Here is a 17,438-nt window from a genome sequence, read left to right on the forward strand (position 1 = left end):
CAAATTGCATAATTAAATCCTTTATTCCATGGTCTGTTTTTCCCGCATATCAATTGAGCCGCCAGCTATTTCCCCCTTATCGAGGGTGTAAAAATAGGTATAAACCATGTTGCGCAAAAGGCGGCTAATTGTCACGTTATACTTTTGAGCCAGGTTTTCAATATAAGACAGTTCAGTTTCCGAGACCTTAATATTAATCATTTTTCCTTCTTTCGTGCGAAAGGTATAGTCCTCTAAAAGCTGCTTTGGGTGGAAGTGGAACAGTATATACATAATCATTTTTGCTCTCGTTGCAGCAATTTTGTTCTCTTCTGCATACTCCTTTAATTTTCGGTGCATCTGCGGTGTTACCACAGTCCAAATTTCATTCGTCTTTTTCACTAAGTCAACACCTCGCACATAGTCATCCAATATAATAGTAAATTATGGAATGAAAATAATCAAGTTTTTTTTAAATTTTTATTTAAAATTAATCAGGCAAATGCGTTAGCTTAGTGAGGCTTTCCGTAGCTCTCGCTTGATAATAGGTTTATAATTACAAGATAAAATTTATCAAAATTACGTTTTTAAGTTAGCCTTAACGTATTATTTAGTCTTATCCCAATATTAATGCGTTTTTCTTTCAGTTTTTAGTGTTTTCTTTACTGTACACTTTAAAAACCTCTTTACTTGTGGCGTTTTAAAATCGTAATTATAACAAGCCCCACTTCTTTTCTATGTTTTACCAATTCCATTAATACTGGCCAATACAAATTAATTTGTGTTAACACATACTAATGTGAATTAATACATATTAGTAGAAAATATCTTATTCGCTTTTTCTTTGCACGATTTTAAAAACATAAAGTAAAATCATAATACGTTTTTAGAAGTAAAAACTTATTTGCTCAAGTTTTTTCTACTAATTTTTTTATCGATTTTTTTAAGAAAATATATTGATGACCAAAATACATAATGGTAAAATATTACTGCAGTAAGGCTTAGCACCGATTTCCGAAAGGAGATGATAATAGCATGGTTACCTTCAATAAATTTGTCTGCTCAAATAAAGGTATTTTTTGGTTAACTGTCCTAAAAAGAGACTTTTGGCACGCTGACGCAATAATTGAAGTCCCGCGTATAGACGGAAAAAGAACTGTAGTTTTCCGAAAAACATTTTTTGCCCCCTTTGCTGCCACACTAACAACTTTATCCATGCGCCTGGCGGAGGCATTTACGGTATAGATTTATAGGACCTGATTAAAACCCTGACAACAGGGCTTTTTTTGTTTTACCACCATCCGAAGAAAATTGCCCATGAACATGTTACTTTTTAACCCTTTTTATTTTTTATGGAGTAAAATTTGAGTTTTAAAATTTGCTTCCTTATAATTGTTTTTGTAAATAAACCCCTTGAAATAACTCCAGCTTAAAACATGAAAGGAGGTCAACTATTATACAAATCATTAAGGGGTGGTAAGCATTGAAAAAGGGCAACGTAATAATTAAAACAGAGGAGTGTATTTCAAAGGTAAAACTATTGAAAAGAGAATACATGCCAGATGTTGTAAAAATCATAGAACAAAAAGCATTTATGAGTACAGAGGAAGAAGATGAATTTTATAGGCCAGCAATAGAACTGCTTGACTTCATATACAGCCAAATTCAAAACAAAGCAAGCTGAATAATTAGCAAAAGGAGGGAGTCACAGCGAACAAAATAAAATCGTCTATTTTCAGCAAAAAAATAAAATGTATGAGCAAATAAAGGCAAGTAAAGGGGTGATAACATGGAAAACACAATCAAAGCAGCTGCTTATGCTCGATATTCCAGTGACAACCAATCGGACTCGTCGATTGATGCGCAACTCAGAGCTATAGAAGAATACGCAGCAAGAAATAATATCACTATTGTTAAGACTTACATTGACAGAGCTAAGACGGCCACCACAGATAATAGACCTGAGTTTCAAATTAACGATAGTAAACTGGGTTTGTTTAATGTTGTAATTGTCCATAAACTGGACAGGTTTTCAAGAGACAGATATGATAGCGCTTTTTATAAACGTCAACTGAAAAAGAATGGTATTAGGCTTATTTCAGTTCTTGAAAACATTGATGACAGCCCTGAGTCCATAATCATGGAATCCGTGCTTGAGGGTATGGCAGAATATTATTCTCGCAACCTCGCACGGGAGGTAATGAAAGGTATGAAGGAAAGGGCTTTTTTATGTCAGCATTTAGGTGGTATTCCCCCGTTGGGCTACGACGTTGATCCTCAATCGAAGAAATATGTCATAAACGAGTATGAGGCCGAAATTGTAAAGACTATCTTCAAAATGTAGCTCGATGGTTACGGCTATTCTGCAATAATAGACTATCTAAATACAATAAGGTTATAAAACAAAAGTCGGTCAGCCTTTTGGGAAAAATTCCATCCATGACATTCTTGTAAATGAAAAATATTCTGGTACTTATATTTTCAATCGATGTGCATCAAAAAACGCAGATGGTAAAAGAAATAACCATGCGTCTAAATCTGAAGAAGAAGTGATCAGAATACCTGGCGGAATACCCGCTATCATATCCAAGGAAGATTTCCAGAAAGTCCAGGAGAAGATGCAACGAAATAAGAAACGGGCTTCCGCTTACAAAGCAAAGGAAACGTATTTGCTTTCAGGACTAATATACTGTGGGGAATGCGGGCACGCCATGATAGGAAACGTCAAGCACTCTGGCAGAAACAAACTCAAGTACGTTACTTATAGATGTGGAAATAGAGACAGGACAAAAGGCTGTAAAAACAAGGAAATCTACAGGGAATATATTGAAGAGTACGTGTTACAGCAATTGGAAGAAAAAATATTCAACGAAGCAAACATACCGCTTCTTGTCGAAAAACTGAATAAGAACAATAAAAACGATGAAGCTAAACAAAAGATCAAGGCTCTCACTGAAAAGATTAGACAGGTAGACATACAAATAAAAAATGTCCTATCTATGATTCGCAGCGGATGTAGTTCCAGGATATTAGCCGAAGACCTGGAGAATCTAGAAAAAGAAAAAATGGAGCTAGAACTCCAACTCCATGAAATAAAGGATAACTCACCAAAAAATATAATTGACGAGAAAACGCTTGCCAAGATTTTCTCGTCGTTCCGCCAGTTTGTGAAAGACAGAAACATACAAGAAGTGAAGAGATTTATTCATCAATATGTAGAAAAAGTACTCGTTTATGAAGATCACGTTAAAGTGGTCTTCAAACTGTACATAATTGTGGCTACATTTGGTGGAGGCGAGGGGAGTCGAACCCCTGTCCGAAGGTGCATCGATAAAAGCTTCTACAGGTTTAGCTCTCGATTTGGTTCTCGCCGGCTTTTCTCCCGAGAGCAGGATAAAAGACCGGCCAGCTCCGTAAGTTTCTCCCGCAGCGCCGGAGCAACGCCACAGGAAGATCCCGCTATTATGACACCCTTTTCCCGGCCGGCGGGCGCGTTCGGGAAGGGCGCGCCGCTTTTAATTAAGCGGCGAGAGCCAATTCTTCGTTGGCGTTTATTTTACGCTTCCGGATTTACGAGTCGGAAAGCTCGACCTGCAGCTTTTATCCCTGCCACCCCCGTCGAAACCACACGCCCCCATATTCAATTTATGGGTTCTACATTATTATACAACAAAAGAATCCCGATATCAAGAAACATCAGATTTCATATCCGTCCTCGTTTCTCGATATGCTTTTCTATAATATCCAATATTAGCCTGAGACTGTTTCTTTCTTCCGCGGCCAACAACTGAATAAAGTCGTCCATTTCTCCCGCATCGGCTTTCATCAAAGCTTTATAATAATTCTCCCGATTTTCCTGCTTTATAACTACGGGAGCACAACCATATTTCATTAAGATCAAATTCATGAGCAATCTTGCTACTCTTCCATTGCCGTCATCAAAAGGATGGATTGCACCCGGCTTGTAATGAGCTCTGGCACTTAGGTGGTCTCCACTAAACACAACTTCCCCCACGGTCTCGCTGTCCCCTGAGCTTGAAATAAAATATTGGGAATAGGAAGGATTTTAAAATTTTATAGCGAATGTATATTATAGTGAGACGTCGTCTCATAATATGAACCTGCCAAAACTTTCTTGAAAGGAGAGGATTCATATGTTAAATCTGGAACATGTGGGTATTTGCGCAAAAGACACGGTGGCTTTAAAAGACTGGTATGTCAGGCTTTTTAACCTCAAAGTGGTGTATGACAACAAAAAAGAAAAACCCACCTTTTTTCTTATGTTACCGGATGGCGGTTTAATCGAAATATATCCTGCGGAAGTTTCAGGTGAGAGTGTAAATAACAAATATCAGGGTATAAGGCATCTGGCTTTCGGTACAGATAATATAGAAAAGGAATACGAAAATCTTTTAAAGAATAACGTAGAAATCCTGACCGAATTGAGCACAAATGCAAAGGGCGTAAAAACCGTATTCTTCAAAGACATCGAGGGAAATATAATCCACTTTATACAAAGACCCGAGCCCTTATGCTAGCGCTACCCTGAAGTGACAATTTCTAGGGCCCGTCAAAGGCTAACCCCTCGCCTTCCGGTGGGGATGGGGGTTTGGGAGCAAATCTCCATCCGGGTCCGCGAAAATGTATCTGTAAGGTCAAAATATGTTTTCTATGGCTCGTAGATCATCTTTCGGGTCATGCCGCCGTCGATTACAAGGTTTATCCCGGTAATGAAGCTGTTCTCATCGGCAGTAAGAAAGAGGCACGCCCTGGCGATATCTTCGGGCTTCCCCACGCGGCCCGCCGGGTGCTGAAGGTGGTCTATTTCGCGGAGCTTTTCATAGTCGCCTGTTTCTATCCACCCGGGACTTATGGCGTTCACCCTTATACGGTCAGGGCCCAGAGAAACCGCCAGAGCATGGGTGAGGGCAAGTATCCCGCCTTTTGAAGCCGCGTAGCTTTCGGAGTCGGGCTCGGACATGATGGCCCTGGTGGAGGCAATGTTTACTATGGAGCCTCCGCCGCTTTTTCTCATGATCTTCGCCGCTTCCCGGGAACAGAGGAATGTGCCGCGCAGGTTTGTATTTATGACGCTGTCCCATTCCTCCACTGTGAGGTCATAGGGAGATTTCCAGCAGCCGAACCCGGCATTGTTTATGAGAATATCCAGCCTGCCGTACCTTTCTTCGGTCTTTTCCATTAATTTTACCACATCCTCGGGCCTGCTGACATCGGCGAGGACGGCCAAGGCTTCGCCGCCTTCTTGTTTTATAAGCCTTTCCTTTTCTTGCGCATCCTGGAAATTCCGGTCGGCTATGACCACTTTCGCGCCGCGGCCTGCGTACATCCCGGCGATGCTCCGCCCTATGCCACGGCCGGCACCCGTTACCACCACCACTTTATCTTTGAAATCCATGCCAGCTCTCTCCCTCCCGCCGTCATTGAATTTTATCAGGATAAATCCACACCGCTTCCTTCTCCAGTTGCCTGTAAAAGCGCCGGTTTTCAGCCCGCAGTTTGCCGAACTCTTCTTCTGTATAAATCAACAAATCCACCGGCACCGGTATTTCCATGACATCCCATTCCACCGGCCTTACAGTCTCCTCACTCTGCAAAGGACCGTAATGCTCTTATAGCTTTTTCTCCCGCCTGCTGGGCGGCAAAACACGCCCATTCATGATGTCCACTGCACCGGGATTCCTCCGCATGCTTCAAATCCTTTATAGCCTGGTTCAACCAGTCGAAAGCCCGGTTCGGCATAGGATGCCCTCCCTTCACTCGTCCTTAATATGATATCAATTTTCAGACAGTTTGTAAACTATATTTTGATAAAATCATGCTTATATGTGAGAGATGTTATACTTTTTACACCAGGGCGTGGTGATATTATAAAGCCTGCATCAGCCAACCTACCGTACCGTTGGTAAAATTGGTGCAGGGCATTGCGTGAAGGTTTCATGCAGGATTTTCGTCGTCTGGTAAATCGACATTTGCCCTCGAGGAGCGGTTCGAGCTGAGAAATCACAGTCAGCATCAGGAGGATGTATAAAATGTCGGACGTAAAAGAGATTTAGACTGAACAGTCGAAAAAAGTATTGAAGATCAAACTGGGGTGTAAATCCGAAGGAAGTTCGAAAACAGACAAAAGAACTCATTGAAAATATTGATGCCTGAAGTTTCCCCGGCGGAGCAAAAACTTATAGAAGGAAGCTACTCCCCTGAAGAATTGAGAGGGCTTTGCACCATACACATGTAGATGTTAAAAAGTGAGCTTGGCGGGACCATATATTTAAAGAGTGCTGGAAAATATTATCCCATTTTACCTTCTTACTTATAAGTCAGGAAGCCCGGGACTGTGACCTGGGCTGTTATTCACTCCGTCTGGATTGATAAATTTTTCTGATTTCATCGAACACGATATGTATTCCCTACTTTATTTATCACTTACAAACTGCTATGTCAAAGGCTATGCAGGCTCCGCCTTCGGGAAGGTTAAAGGCCTTTATGGCACCTCCGTGCGCTTCCACGAGTTTTCCGGCAATATAAAGCCCGAGGCCCATGTGCCCCCCCTCTGACCTTCGGGCATCATCCCCTCTATAAAATCTATCGAAGATATGGGCCAGGTCTTTTGGACTGAATCCTTTCCCGGTATCGCAAATCCTAAAGTATAGCCTGTCGTCTTTTATCGCCACATCCATGTTTATGCGCCCCGAATCCGGAGTATAGCGAATACTGTTCATGACTATGTTGTCCAGTATTCGCTCCAGCTTGTCTCTGTCTATCAGGCACGGTGCCTCGCGGGGCCTTGCATCGTATACGTTTGTATAAAATTTAATATTTTTCTTCCGGGAAAGCAGCCTGTAATTTTCCTCTTTCTGCAGGATAAAAGCTTTTACGCCAAGTGGTTCAGGTTCCAGTTTAATATCCGAAAATTCCAGTTCAGAGGCATAGTGTATTTTTTGAACAAGACTTGAAACCTTTCCTTCATTTTCCTTGATTACACTTAAATATCTGCGCAGCTTATCGCTGCTGTGCTGGTTCCCTTCATAAGGGCTTCCGCATATCCCTGGATGATGGAAAGCGGCGTTTTAAGGTCATGGGCCAGCGCCTCCAGCATCTCCCGCCTCTGCTGTTCCATCCTCCACTGGAGGACCAGCGACTTTTCCAGCTCATTCTTCATTTCATTAAATGCTTTACAGAGCCTGCCCAGTTCATTGGGAGCATCATAGTCGATGACGAAATCCAGGTTTTTCTCCCCTATTTTCACCGACGCCTCTATCAGCAGATTTAAAGGTTTTGCGATATTCTTGGCGAAGATCCTTGCGAATACCCAGGTGAAAAGGATTACATAAAAAAACGGGGAAAATATGACCGCAAAAAATATAATGGAAATCCACATTTTATCCGTTAAGCTGCGGTAAGTAGGAGCCAGAGCGTAGGAAAGGGATACGGCACCGGCTATTTTCCCCTGGGGATCTATTACCGGCACCAAACGGACGTACTTTCTTTTTAAGCTGAAAGTGGTGTTTATCTTTCTGTAGAGCTGGCTCTGGTCCTCTACGATTAACTCTTTATCTGTGCCGTAGATCCGGCGGCCGGAACTATCCATCACCTGGTAGGAGATGCCTTCAGCAGGAATGATTTTTTCAAGAGCCGCCTGCCCCGCGCGGCTGAAAATATACACCTCCCTCTTCCTTATATGATCCTCTATGTCGGGGATTTTTTTCTCGTAATAATTGGCCGGATACATGTTTTTGTATTCGATTTTCCCATACAATACAAAGCCCAAAAAATATGTGGCGATGGTGGCGGCGACGCTGAACGCCAGTATGAGTATGAAACTGATAATAAATTGAGCTTTTAGAGGCTTTTTTTCCATCATCTTATTTTCTCCCACCGGTAGCCGATACCCCATACCGTAGAAATATATTCGGTGTGGGGGTCGGCTTTGGCAAACTTTGCCCTTATATTTTTAACGTGCTCCGCCACGGTGGAGGAATCCCCTTCGGCATCATAACCCCAGATTTTTTCATAGATCTGGTCTTTCGAAAATACCTGGCCGGGATGCAGGGATAACAGCTCCACTATATCGAACTCGATTTTTGTGAGCGCAATCAACCTGCCGTTTATTCTGACCTGCCTCCCCTTCAAATCTACCGTTAGATTTTTAAAATTTATCAGCGTCCTCCTCCCGCAGGTATTCAGGTATACAGCCCTATTTTCCCGCCGGAGGTGGGCTTCAACCCTTGCCATAAGCTCGCCCAGGCTGAATGGTTTTACCACATAATCATCTCCTCCCAGGGCAAGACCCTTAATCCTGTCGGTTTCCGACTGTCTGGCGCTGAGAAAAATAATGGGGCACAAGACTTCATCCCGGATGCGCCTGCAGACATCGAATCCGTCCACCTCCGGCATCATGATATCCAGTATGATTAAGTCAGGCTGCTGCGGGGCAATCTGCTTGCTAAAAAACCGTTGAAACCTCCTGCCAGTTCTTCTTGATTTACCATCATTCCCGAAACAAGCCCCGCCCCCGCCGGAATAACCACCGCAGCCCATACTTCAAAGAAGGCCTGGTATATTGCGGGCTGAATATCCGGAGTAACTTTTTTCAGTGAAAAATACCATGTCAATAATGCCGCAAGGGCAAACGGGGTTAAGAACGACACCCATCCTGCCGGTGTGCGTTTGGTTTTCAGCCATTCGGCCGACAGTATATTTAAAAAAGACACCCCATCCATCACCACACTTCCCTTCTATTAAACCATATGGCCGTCAAGGCAGTAAAGATGGTGAAAGATACGATTGCCGCAGCTATTCCCGGAAGTATCACCGAAGGATTTAAAAGAGGGTCTCCCGGTTCCAAAAGTACACCATTGGGGTGAACCCCTATTATGGGGCACATCAGCCTTGTGGGCCTGCTCCACGGCACAAATATCCAGTAAGATTCAGGGGCAGCCATGACTCCCGCCGCAAGGCCCAAAAATCCCACGGCCATGCTGGCAAAGGCGCCCTTTTTCGCGGCCACCCACAGCTGCAGCGGTATTAAGTCCATGGAGCTTACCCACATGGCAAGGCCGCCCGCTGTAATTTTAAACCATGGTATATTCCCATCCGCGGTAATAAGCCCCGATATGACGGTGGAGGCGATGAGGACCAATGTGGCAAGCCCTGTATGCGCTGCCATCACCAGAACCCTGGCTGCCCACAGGCCCGGGAGTGAAATATCGCGGGTGTGCAGGTTCCGGTAATTGCCCGCCCTTTCTTCCTGAACCTGCACCAGTGCGGCAAACAGGGCAGTACCCATGGGAATAAACAATACCGACCACCAGTTGTAAACTTGGCCGAGAAGCAGCTGCCACGTTTTTATAAAGTCCTCAGGTATGAATAATTTTTGAAGCAGTGCGAGCAATATAAAAAACAGCGGTCCGAATATTATAAGGCGTCTTGCAAAAGTCTTTTTGTATTTGAGATACTCGGATTGGATTATACCAGTCATCTTTTATCCTCCTTAGGTTCTATACAATTTTTTAAAAAATAAATGGTCACAATCTTGATTTGGCGTGCTTTTTTATTTATTATGTTTTTCCATGACTCTCAGTACGGCGCCACACCGTCTCATTTTTATCAGTCTTTACAACTTCCATAAAAAGAGACTCCAGGTCTTCGCCGGGGCTGATTTTCCCCTGATATTTCAGCTCGCCATCGCTGATAATTCCTATATAATCTACAACTTGCGATACTTCCTGTAGTATATGGCTTGACAGAATTACTGTGATACCCCTTTTCGAAACCGAGCGGATCAATTCGCGCAGTTCCTGGATCCCGATGGGGTCGATGCCGTTGGTGGGCATCCTTTTCCTCATATCATCTCCTTTCTATAGGAGATATCAATTTAAACCCCATACCGCCAACTGGCACCGGCAGAGGCCAAAAATACCATTTGTGCCGTATCACCTCTATAACCGCTGGCGCAGGAAGGACGCTTCAGCCTTTATTACCTTTTCTGTATCGTTATTTCAGTGGAGCGGTAAGCCGGATGGGCCCGCACTTAAACGACTTTATTCTTTGCTCCGGTATGGAAAGTAATTTTTATTTCCATAAATTAAACTAACCCGCATTTATAAAGAATTTATAAAGTAAAACTGTTGACATCAAACCATAAACTGTATATACTGTTTATATACGGTTAATACTTTATATACAGAAGGAGGTGCCTATGCAGATCATCATCTCCTATGCATCCAAAGAACCCATATATGAACAGATAGCCAGGCAGATCAAAAATCAGATACTGACAGGAGAGCTGTCGGCAGGAGATATGCTCCCTTCCATCAGGAGTCTTGCCAGAGAACTCCAGATCAGTGTCATCACCACCAAAAGGGCCTATGAGGAGCTGGAGAAAGAAGGCCTCATAGAAACCGTCGGGGGGAAGGGAAGCTTCGTATCGGGTGAGAACAAAGAACTCCTGCGGGAAAAGCGGCTCAAGATGCTGGAGGAAAAACTGGAGAAAGCAGTGGAAGACGCGCGGCTATTGGGTTTAAGCCTTGCAGAGCTTCAGGAAATGCTGGAACTTATTTATAGGGAGGGTGAAAAATGTACACTATACTGAAGGTTGAAAACCTGAAGAAAAAATTTAAAGACTTTGCATTGAAGGATATCAGCTTCAGCCTTGAGCGGGGCTATATCATGGGGTTCATCGGCCCTAACGGATCCGGCAAGACCACCACCATTAAGCTGATAATGAATTTGATAAAAAAGGACGGCGGAAAGGTGATCTTTTTTGAGGGGCTCGACAGTATCAGGAACGAAAGGGAGATAAAACAGAGGATAGGCTTCGTATATGATGAAAACCACTATTATGACGACCTGACTGTACAGGAGATGAAATATATCATCGCAAGGTTTTACACAAACTGGGATGAAGCTGTCTTTCAAAAATATTTAAAGAGATTTGAACTCCCTCCCCGGAAAAAGATTAAGGACCTCTCAAAGGGGATGAAAATGAAGTTTTCCATTGCCATGGCCCTGTCGCACCACGCCGAGCTCATACTAATGGATGAACCCACATCAGGCCTGGACCCGGTATTCAGGGCGGAAATACTCGAAATCCTCTCCGACCTCATGCAGGACGAAAACATGGGGGTGCTCTTCTCCACCCACATCACCAAAGATCTGGAAAAGATAGCCGATTACATTACTTTTATTAACAAAGGAGAAGTTGTGTTCAGCGACACCAAAGACGCCGTAATGGAAAGTTACGGTATAGTAAAGGGCGGTAGAGAACTGCTGAACGCCGATATCAGGAAGGAGTTTATCGGAATAAGAGAGAACGAGTTTGGTTTTGAGGCTCTGATCAGGGATGTGAAAAAAGCCAAAAGGGTCCTGGGAAGCAATGTGGTTTTTGAAAGGCCCACTCTGGATGATATCATGTTATACACGGTAAGGGGGAATAATAATGCTTAACCTGGTATTAAAGGATTTTCTTGTACAGAAAAAAACACCCCTGATATCCATCATATACAGTGTGTTTTTCTTCATAGTCTTTCGGGGGGATGTCTTCAAAGATTTCGTATATATCATGGGCTCTGTAGCCATAAGTTATATTTACCTCATGTATACCGTCAACCTGGATGAAAAGAACAAGAGCGATTTAATAATAAACAGCCTGCCGGTAACAAGGAGACAGGTGGTGATGGCAAGGTACCTGTTTTATATCGCCGCGATACTTTCCGGCATATTAACAATGGCAGTGGCGGGCATTATCCTTAAAACAGTCCCGGGATTTTCCGGCTTTTACTTTATAAAACCGGTGGATTTCCTGGCGGCGTTTTCTATATCCGGCATCCTGGCCTCCTTTCATGCACCGCTGGCTTATAAGTTCGGAATCAATGCAAGGTATTTTGATATGGCCATATTTTTTGGATTGTTCTTTGCTCCCGGTTTTCTGGCGGATTATATAAAAAGGCATTCCGGTCTGGATACAATCAACTACTTTAAGAATTTAACACAGCATTCCAATTGGAACTCAATAGGTTTGGCAGCATCAGGCTTTACCTTGATCATTATAATGATCTCCCTGGCGATTTCCATAAAAATATATGAAAGCAGGGAGTTCTGAAGGCCCTGCAAATATAAATACACGCACTGCACAGACAGTCCCATGTACGGGCGGAACCGGCGGCGGGCGCCGCTTTCAGAGCAGAACGCACCTGCATATTCCCCCGGCTGATGAACAGCCGGGGTTTAACACGCTTCAACCTGCTTTTTAATTCAAATTATTCACCTTTCAGGCCTATTTCACCGGCCACCTTCTGCATACCTTTAATGGTCTCCTCGATGATCCAGTCCAGATCCATACCTAGCATCCTGGCGCCTTCTTCAATGACCTCCCGGTTGACGCCGGCGGCAAAGTTTTTCTGCTTCCATTTCTTTTTTACGGACTTCACCGTGGTGCTCATGATGCTCCTGTCGGGCCGAAGCAGGGCGGTAGCGGTAATAAGGCCAGTCAGTTCATCGATGGTATAAAGTACCTTTTCCATCCTTTCAAGGGGCTCTATATCAACGCAGATTTTCCAGCCGTGGCTCTGGACGGCCCTTATGTATTCTTCAGGCCATCCTTCTTCGGTGAGTATATCCCTCACTTTCTTGCAGTGCTGGTCGGGGTACTTTTCGTAATCCAGGTCGTGCACCAGGCCAATAATACCCCATTTTTCCACATCTTCCCCAAACAGCTCAGCGAAGTGGCGCATCACGGCTTCCACGGCCAGCGCATGTTTGATGAGGCTTTCATTCTGGTTGTACTTTTTTAAAAGCGCAAAAGCTTCTTCCCGCGCAGGAAATTTTACCATGTCCCGACATCTCTCCTCCAGCTTAATAATGTATGCTTCCATAAAAGCCGATCAGGGCGGCACGCGGCGCACGGCGGAACCATGAAATAAGGCGGGGGCCGCTCCTAAATCCGAACCTTGCGGACGGCAGCTATATTGGGAATAAATTAAGGCCCGGGGCTTCATCGAGGTGCGAAACGGGAAGCACCGCAGGCGAAATTAGTGCTTTCTTATCCACTCCGCCGCCTTTTTCATGCGTTTTACGGTTTCCCCTTTCCCCAGGAGCACTATTATCTCGAAGAGCCCGGGACCCACAGTCCTGCCGGTGATGGCAAGGCGCGTGGGGTGGATGAGCTCCGCGGCTTTAAGCCCCATGCTTTCGGTAAGGCTCCTGAAGGCATGTTCGGTAGACTCGTGGGTGAACTCGTCCAGTCTTTCCAGTGCTTCGGCTCCTTTAATCAGGAGTTCGGCGGCATTTTCTTTACAAAAATGCTTTTTTACGCCTTTTTCCTCGTATTCAGTCACATCTTTGAAGAAGAAGGCTATGGAATCGGCCAGTTCATCCAGTGTTTTGGACCTGTCTCTGGAAATGGCCACCGTCTGCTTGATGTATTCATATTTTTTATTAGATTCTTCTTCGGTGATGATACCTTTTTTTATCATGAAGGGAATTACCTGATTTGTTATATAATCAAGGTCCAGTTCCCTCAAATAATGGCCGTTGATCCAGGTGAGTTTTTTTACGTCGTATACGGCTGCGGTTTTGTTGACTCTTTCTAAAGAAAATTCCTTCACGGCTTTTTCCAGGTCGAAGATTTCCTCATTGCCCTCCGGAGACCACCCGAGCAAAGTCAGGTAGTTTACGATGGCCTCGGCGAGATATCCCTGATCCCTGAATTCCTCCACCGACGTGGCCCCGTGGCGCTTGCTCAGCTTGCTGCGATCGGGGGCCAGTATCATGGGGACATGAGCAAATTGGGGGATTTCATACCCCAGGGCCTTATACACCTGTATTTGCTTGGGCGTATTGGAAAGATGTTCCTCCGCCCTTATGATGTGCGTTATGCCCATGGCATGGTCGTCCACCACGCAGGCAAAGTTGTAGGTGGGTATGCCGTTGGACTTGAATATGATGAAATCGTCCAGCACCGAGTTTTCAAAAACCACCCTCCCCCGGATTATGTCTTCCACCACCGTCTGCCCCTCTTCCGGCACTTTTATTCTGATGGTGGGCTTCCTGCCTTCCGCCTCGAATTTAGCCCTATCTTCGGGAGTGAGGTTCCGGCAGCAGCCTTCGTATCTCGGCGCCCTACCGGCCTTCAATGCGGCTTCACGCCTTTCGGCCAGTTCCTCCGGGGTGCAGTAGCAGTAATAGGCCTTGCCCTCGTCCAGGAGCCTCTGAGCTTCTCTCCTATAGAGATCCAGGCGCTGTGACTGGAAATAAGGGCCGCAGCCGCCGCCTTTTTCGGGGCCTTCATCCCAGTCAAGACCCAGCCATTTCAAGGACCTTACAATCTGGTTTGCCGACTCTTCGGTGGACCGCTCCGTATCCGTATCCTCAATTCTGAGTATGAAAGCCCCGTTGTTGTGCCTGGCAAAAAGCAGATTGAAAAGGGCCGTCCTGGCGCCCCCTATATGCAGGCTTCCGGTGGGGCTTGGCGCAAATCTGACTCTGACTTTATCTGACATCCAGTAACACTCCAATCGAATAAATAAAATTTTTCGACCAAATAAAGTATAGCATTGCCGGAGAGCTTTTACAAGAAATCATGCGAAGGTTTGATTGCAGCCGCTATGAGCGTGTTTGACATTTTTTCAGAAAAGGCGGCGGTTTACTGCTCGGTGTTTAGATATTTACCGACCATCTCAGATACCCTGTTCAGCGAAAGATCGTGCCTCCTGGCCAGGGCCTTCAAATCGTCGTACTCCGGAGTGACCCTGACCACCCTCCCGCCCTTCTTTGACACCTTTGCCCTTATTTCCCCCAGCGGCGTCGGCACGGATTTTATCTCCCTGAAAAGTTTCATCCGGTTCATCTCGCACTCCCGCACCCCGATGGTGGTGGTCTCCTCCAGGATAACGGCTGAAAGTTCCCGCTTCCTTTCAGGGCGGCAGATGCACGTAAGCTTTATCGCCGGGCGGCTCTTTTTCATTATCACCGGTGTGAGGAAGACGTCAAGGGCACCCTTTTCAAAAAGGCTTTCCATAACGCCCTCGTAAAACTGAGGGTTCATATCGTCTATATTCGCCTCCAGCACAGCCACGCTGTCCCCGTCGAATTCCCCTTCTTTTGGGTCTTCATTTTTTTTTTGCTCCTTGAGCACTACCGCCCTCAGAACATTGGGAGTTCTTCTGTCTGCCTTCCCCAGGCCGTATCCTGCGCTTTCAGGGACGCCGGACGGCATGGCTCCAAACTCATCCACAAAAATCGAAAGCAAAAGGGCACCGGTGGGCGTGGTCAATTCACCCTCTTCTCCGCGGGAATATACCGGAATCCCCTTGAGAAGTTCCATCGCGGCCGGGGCTGGCACGGGCAGAACGCCATGGGCGCATTCCACTGTGCCGGAGCCGACGTTTACAGGCGAGGCGTAAATTCTGTCCGGGCTCAGCATGTCCGTTAAAATACACGCACCCACGATGTCCACAATAGAATCCACGGCTCCCACCTCGTGAAAATGGATCTCCTCCGGCGGCCTGCCGTGGATTTTGCCTTCGGCCCGGGCAAGTTTCAGAAAGGCTTCCTTGCTCTTTTGCTTTATTTCCGGATTTAACGAACTGTTGTCGATAATATCGTATATATCCTTGAGCCCCCGGTGGGGGTGGTGCTCGTGGGTCTTGACGTGGACGGCGGTGCCCGTTATGCCTCCTTTCGATGATTTTTTAATTTCCACCTCGTAATCCGTGAGGGGCAGCTTCTTCAATTCTTCCAGAAATGTTTTTTCATTAAGCCCCAGATCCAGCATGGCGCCGAGAAACATGTCCCCGCTTATGCCGGAAAAACAGTCCAAATAAAGCACTTTCATTGTTCTTCCGTTCCTCCCAGCCTGTTTATTTGATGGGCTACAAACCCCGCCCCAAAGCCGTTATCTATGTTGACCACCGATATGCCTCCGGCACAACTGTTGAGCATTGTTAAAAGCGCCGAAAGCCCGTGAAAATTGGCGCCGTAACCCACGCTGGTGGGCACCGCCACCACGGGTTTGTCAACAAGGCCGGCCACCACGCTGGCCAGGGCTCCTTCCATGCCGGCCGCAACTATAATGACCTGGGCTTTACGGAGAACTTCCATGTTCATGAGCAGCCGGTGAATCCCCGCCACTCCCACGTCGTAAAGCCTCTCCACCCTGTTGCCCAGCACCTCTGCGGTAACCGCCGCCTCTTCGGCTACGGGGATATCGGAGGTTCCAGCCGTCACCACCGCAATTATCCCTTTGTTTAATGGCACCCTTTCCCTTTCTATGACGAAGATCCTCGCATCTTCATGATATTTTGCATCCGGTGCAATTTGCTGGACCTCCCGGAAAGTTTTCCTGTCCGCCCGGGTGCCCAGGACATTGGTGCCGGATTTTAGCATGCGCCGGGTTATTTCCACCACCTGGGAAGACGTTTTGCCCTCACAAAAAATAACCTCGGGCACACCCCGCCTCAGGCTGCGGTGGTGATCTATCCTGGCAAAGCCCAGGTCCTCGTAAGGCAGGTTTTTGAGTTGTGCCATAGCTTCTTCCACATCGAGTTTACCCAGCTTTATGTTTTGCAGAATTTCCTTCAGTTTTTCCAAAGCGCCTTCTCCCCTTCTTTTAGCCCTTCATTCAGGCTTCCCGTCCTGTAACCCAACAGATCCAGCGTCACATAGGTGAACCCCATTGATTTTAATTTCGTCGCCACCTCTTCGCGAAAAGTCCTATCAAAAAATTTGCCCATCTCTTCGGGTTTTACTTCAATTCGCGCCATATCTCCATGGCTCCTCACCCTGTACTGGGAAAAGCCTGAATCCCTCAGCACTTCTTCCGCACGGCCAACCCTTTCCAGTTTTTCTCTCGTAATTTTTTCGCCGTATGGAAATCTCGACGAAAGGCATGCGAAGGAGGGTTTATCCCAAGTGGGGAGGCCCATTTCCCTTGACAGGGCCCGGATGTCGTCTTTTGTAAGCCCCGCTTCCTTCAAAGGGCTTTTCACCCCAAGCTCTTTAACGGCCTTCATTCCCGGCCTGAAATCGGATGTGTCGTCAAAGTTGGAACCGTCCAGCACAAAATTCAGCCCTTCTTTTTCGGCAATTTTTTTCAGTTTTCCGAACAGCTCCCGCTTGCAGTAGTAGCACCTTTCAGGGGGGTTGTCGGAAAAACCGGGGATATTCAGTTCTTCCGACTCAATCACCCTGTGGCGGGCGTCCAGCATCTCAGCCAGCTTAATTGCCTCGTTTAATTCTCTTTCAGGGTATGTGGCGGATTTTGCCGTCACCGCAAGAACCCTGTCTTTTCCCAGCACACCAAGGCATACTTTTAGCAGGAAGGTGCTGTCCACTCCGCCTGAAAAGGCCACCAGGGCGCTGGAATACTGTGCTATGATTTGCTTTAGATTACTCAGTTTTTGTTCAAGCATATGAAGACCCCTCGCATTTAAATTTATTTA

The 17,438-nt window shown here is 45.8% G+C and carries 21 protein-coding genes, 1 other RNA gene and 3 pseudogenes; 8 read left to right on the plus strand and 17 right to left on the minus strand.

The window, feature by feature from the left end:
* Positions 1–21: 21 nt before the first annotated feature.
* Positions 22–399, minus strand: a complete 378-nt coding sequence (locus tag ACKX14_RS12405) for a hypothetical protein (RefSeq protein ID WP_422448096.1) — start codon at positions 397–399, stop codon at positions 22–24.
* Between the two features lie 1,063 nt (positions 400–1,462).
* Between ACKX14_RS12405 and ACKX14_RS12410 the strand changes: the two genes are divergently transcribed.
* The 3 genes and pseudogenes from ACKX14_RS12410 to ACKX14_RS12420 form a co-directional block, all read left to right on the plus strand.
* A complete protein-coding gene (locus ACKX14_RS12410; RefSeq protein WP_422448098.1) occupies positions 1,463–1,663 on the plus strand; it encodes a hypothetical protein in 201 nt (66 codons plus the stop codon).
* Positions 1,664–1,768: 105 nt separating this feature from the next.
* A complete protein-coding gene (locus ACKX14_RS12415) occupies positions 1,769–2,323 on the plus strand; it encodes a recombinase family protein (protein ID WP_422448100.1) in 555 nt (184 codons plus the stop codon).
* Positions 2,324–2,423: 100 nt separating this feature from the next.
* Positions 2,424–2,771 (plus strand): annotated as a pseudogene (locus tag ACKX14_RS12420) (recombinase zinc beta ribbon domain-containing protein); the annotation flags it as partial.
* 494 nt (positions 2,772–3,265) lie between these two features.
* Here ACKX14_RS12420 and ssrA read toward each other — a convergent pair.
* Positions 3,266–3,615, minus strand: a transfer-messenger RNA (tmRNA) gene (ssrA, locus tag ACKX14_RS12425).
* 67 nt (positions 3,616–3,682) lie between these two features.
* Positions 3,683–3,994 carry a Fic family protein gene (locus tag ACKX14_RS12430; RefSeq protein ID WP_422448102.1) on the minus strand — a complete coding sequence of 104 codons (312 nt, stop codon included), beginning with the start codon at positions 3,992–3,994 and terminating at the stop codon, positions 3,683–3,685.
* Positions 3,995–4,133: 139 nt separating this feature from the next.
* Here ACKX14_RS12430 and ACKX14_RS12435 point away from each other — a divergent pair, with 139 nt between their 5' ends.
* A complete protein-coding gene (locus ACKX14_RS12435) occupies positions 4,134–4,517 on the plus strand; it encodes a VOC family protein (protein WP_422448104.1) in 384 nt (127 codons plus the stop codon).
* A gap of 131 nt (positions 4,518–4,648) precedes the next feature.
* Here the strand turns inward: ACKX14_RS12435 and ACKX14_RS12440 are convergent, their stop codons facing one another.
* From ACKX14_RS12440 to ACKX14_RS12450, 3 genes are read right to left on the minus strand one after another with little or no spacing between them, the layout of a single operon-like run.
* Positions 4,649–5,395, minus strand: a complete 747-nt coding sequence (locus tag ACKX14_RS12440) for a glucose 1-dehydrogenase (RefSeq protein WP_422448106.1) — start codon at positions 5,393–5,395, stop codon at positions 4,649–4,651.
* 22 nt (positions 5,396–5,417) lie between these two features.
* Positions 5,418–5,567, minus strand: coding sequence for a hypothetical protein (locus ACKX14_RS12445; protein ID WP_422448108.1), 150 nt, complete (start codon positions 5,565–5,567; stop codon positions 5,418–5,420).
* A 16-nt stretch (positions 5,568–5,583) separates the two neighbouring features.
* Positions 5,584–5,739 (minus strand): HEPN domain-containing protein, encoded by a 156-nt coding sequence (locus ACKX14_RS12450; protein WP_422448110.1) that lies wholly within the window; start codon positions 5,737–5,739, stop codon positions 5,584–5,586.
* Between the two features lie 406 nt (positions 5,740–6,145).
* Here ACKX14_RS12450 and ACKX14_RS12455 point away from each other — a divergent pair, with 406 nt between their 5' ends.
* Positions 6,146–6,235 (plus strand): DUF438 domain-containing protein, encoded by a 90-nt coding sequence (locus tag ACKX14_RS12455; protein WP_422448161.1) that lies wholly within the window; start codon positions 6,146–6,148, stop codon positions 6,233–6,235.
* A gap of 184 nt (positions 6,236–6,419) precedes the next feature.
* On the opposite strand, the gene ACKX14_RS12460 is transcribed toward ACKX14_RS12455, so the two are convergent.
* The 6 genes and pseudogenes from ACKX14_RS12460 to ACKX14_RS12485 all read right to left on the minus strand — a co-directional run.
* Positions 6,420–6,719 (minus strand): sensor histidine kinase, encoded by a 300-nt coding sequence (locus tag ACKX14_RS12460; RefSeq protein WP_422448112.1) that lies wholly within the window; start codon positions 6,717–6,719, stop codon positions 6,420–6,422.
* A 263-nt stretch (positions 6,720–6,982) separates the two neighbouring features.
* The gene (locus ACKX14_RS12465; protein ID WP_422448114.1) at positions 6,983–7,861 is read right to left on the minus strand and encodes a HAMP domain-containing protein; all 879 of its coding nucleotides are present in this window, start codon (positions 7,859–7,861) and stop codon (positions 6,983–6,985) included.
* A pseudogene (locus ACKX14_RS12470) lies at positions 7,858–8,427 on the minus strand (response regulator transcription factor); the annotation flags it as partial. The gene ACKX14_RS12465 and the pseudogene ACKX14_RS12470, both read right to left, overlap by 4 nt.
* Positions 8,412–8,720, minus strand: a complete 309-nt coding sequence (locus tag ACKX14_RS12475) for an ABC transporter permease (protein WP_422448116.1) — start codon at positions 8,718–8,720, stop codon at positions 8,412–8,414. The gene ACKX14_RS12475 and the pseudogene ACKX14_RS12470, both read right to left, overlap by 16 nt.
* A complete protein-coding gene (locus tag ACKX14_RS12480) occupies positions 8,720–9,478 on the minus strand; it encodes a lantibiotic immunity ABC transporter MutE/EpiE family permease subunit (protein WP_422448118.1) in 759 nt (252 codons plus the stop codon). Before ACKX14_RS12480 ends, ACKX14_RS12475 begins: the two co-directional genes overlap by 1 nt.
* 79 nt (positions 9,479–9,557) lie before the next feature.
* Positions 9,558–9,830 (minus strand): annotated as a pseudogene (locus ACKX14_RS12485) (hypothetical protein); the annotation flags it as partial.
* 368 nt (positions 9,831–10,198) lie between these two features.
* On the opposite strand from ACKX14_RS12485, the gene ACKX14_RS12490 reads away from it, so the two are divergent.
* Genes ACKX14_RS12490 through ACKX14_RS12500 form a run of 3 tightly spaced genes read left to right on the plus strand, consistent with a single transcriptional unit; the run spans position 10,199 to position 12,100 of the window.
* A complete protein-coding gene (locus ACKX14_RS12490) occupies positions 10,199–10,591 on the plus strand; it encodes a GntR family transcriptional regulator (protein WP_422448120.1) in 393 nt (130 codons plus the stop codon).
* Positions 10,576–11,445: an ABC transporter ATP-binding protein gene (locus tag ACKX14_RS12495; protein ID WP_422448122.1), complete on the plus strand. Its 870-nt coding sequence runs from the start codon at positions 10,576–10,578 to the stop codon at positions 11,443–11,445. The genes ACKX14_RS12490 and ACKX14_RS12495 overlap by 16 nt, the downstream gene beginning before the upstream one ends.
* Complete coding sequence (locus ACKX14_RS12500; protein WP_422448124.1) at positions 11,438–12,100, plus strand: ABC-2 transporter permease; 663 nt, start codon at positions 11,438–11,440, stop codon at positions 12,098–12,100. The genes ACKX14_RS12495 and ACKX14_RS12500 overlap by 8 nt, the downstream gene beginning before the upstream one ends.
* 157 nt (positions 12,101–12,257) lie before the next feature.
* On the opposite strand, the gene ACKX14_RS12505 is transcribed toward ACKX14_RS12500, so the two are convergent.
* The 5 genes from ACKX14_RS12505 to larE form a co-directional block, all read right to left on the minus strand.
* Complete coding sequence (locus ACKX14_RS12505; protein ID WP_422448126.1) at positions 12,258–12,830, minus strand: HDIG domain-containing metalloprotein; 573 nt, start codon at positions 12,828–12,830, stop codon at positions 12,258–12,260.
* A gap of 198 nt (positions 12,831–13,028) precedes the next feature.
* Entirely contained in the window at positions 13,029–14,498 is a 1,470-nt protein-coding gene (gene gltX / locus ACKX14_RS12510; protein WP_422448128.1) for a glutamate--tRNA ligase, read from the minus strand.
* Positions 14,499–14,641: 143 nt separating this feature from the next.
* Positions 14,642–15,832, minus strand: coding sequence for a nickel pincer cofactor biosynthesis protein LarC (gene larC / locus ACKX14_RS12515; RefSeq protein WP_422448130.1), 1,191 nt, complete (start codon positions 15,830–15,832; stop codon positions 14,642–14,644).
* On the minus strand, positions 15,829–16,587 hold the full coding sequence (gene larB / locus ACKX14_RS12520) for a nickel pincer cofactor biosynthesis protein LarB (protein WP_422448132.1): 759 nt from the start codon (positions 16,585–16,587) through the stop codon (positions 15,829–15,831). The genes larC and larB overlap by 4 nt, the downstream gene beginning before the upstream one ends.
* Complete coding sequence (gene larE, locus ACKX14_RS12525; protein ID WP_422448134.1) at positions 16,575–17,408, minus strand: ATP-dependent sacrificial sulfur transferase LarE; 834 nt, start codon at positions 17,406–17,408, stop codon at positions 16,575–16,577. The genes larB and larE overlap by 13 nt, the downstream gene beginning before the upstream one ends.
* Positions 17,409–17,438 lie beyond the last annotated feature (30 nt).

Source organism: Thermorhabdus hydrogeniformans (assembly GCF_049310025.1).
GTDB lineage: Bacteria > Bacillota > Thermosediminibacteria > Thermosediminibacterales > Tepidanaerobacteraceae > JBJYKD01.

Coding starts and splice junctions, on each gene's coding strand:
- gltX (WP_422448128.1), bottom strand. CDS start 14,498: ATGTCAGATAAAGTCAGAGTCAGATTTGCGCCAAGCCCCACCGGAAGC.
- ACKX14_RS12505 (WP_422448126.1), bottom strand. CDS start 12,830: ATGGTAAAATTTCCTGCGCGGGAAGAAGCTTTTGCGCTTTTAAAAAAG.
- ACKX14_RS12440 (WP_422448106.1), bottom strand. CDS start 5,395: ATGGATTTCAAAGATAAAGTGGTGGTGGTAACGGGTGCCGGCCGTGGC.
- ACKX14_RS12465 (WP_422448114.1), bottom strand. CDS start 7,861: ATGATGGAAAAAAAGCCTCTAAAAGCTCAATTTATTATCAGTTTCATA.
- ACKX14_RS12500 (WP_422448124.1), top strand. CDS start 11,438: ATGCTTAACCTGGTATTAAAGGATTTTCTTGTACAGAAAAAAACACCC.
- larC (WP_422448130.1), bottom strand. CDS start 15,832: ATGAAAGTGCTTTATTTGGACTGTTTTTCCGGCATAAGCGGGGACATG.
- larE (WP_422448134.1), bottom strand. CDS start 17,408: ATGCTTGAACAAAAACTGAGTAATCTAAAGCAAATCATAGCACAGTAT.
- ACKX14_RS12435 (WP_422448104.1), top strand. CDS start 4,134: ATGTTAAATCTGGAACATGTGGGTATTTGCGCAAAAGACACGGTGGCT.
- ACKX14_RS12490 (WP_422448120.1), top strand. CDS start 10,199: ATGCAGATCATCATCTCCTATGCATCCAAAGAACCCATATATGAACAG.
- ACKX14_RS12495 (WP_422448122.1), top strand. CDS start 10,576: ATGTACACTATACTGAAGGTTGAAAACCTGAAGAAAAAATTTAAAGAC.
- ACKX14_RS12415 (WP_422448100.1), top strand. CDS start 1,769: ATGGAAAACACAATCAAAGCAGCTGCTTATGCTCGATATTCCAGTGAC.
- ACKX14_RS12455 (WP_422448161.1), top strand. CDS start 6,146: ATGCCTGAAGTTTCCCCGGCGGAGCAAAAACTTATAGAAGGAAGCTAC.
- ACKX14_RS12475 (WP_422448116.1), bottom strand. CDS start 8,720: ATGGATGGGGTGTCTTTTTTAAATATACTGTCGGCCGAATGGCTGAAA.
- ACKX14_RS12460 (WP_422448112.1), bottom strand. CDS start 6,719: ATGAACAGTATTCGCTATACTCCGGATTCGGGGCGCATAAACATGGAT.
- ACKX14_RS12450 (WP_422448110.1), bottom strand. CDS start 5,739: ATGCCGAACCGGGCTTTCGACTGGTTGAACCAGGCTATAAAGGATTTG.
- ACKX14_RS12480 (WP_422448118.1), bottom strand. CDS start 9,478: ATGACTGGTATAATCCAATCCGAGTATCTCAAATACAAAAAGACTTTT.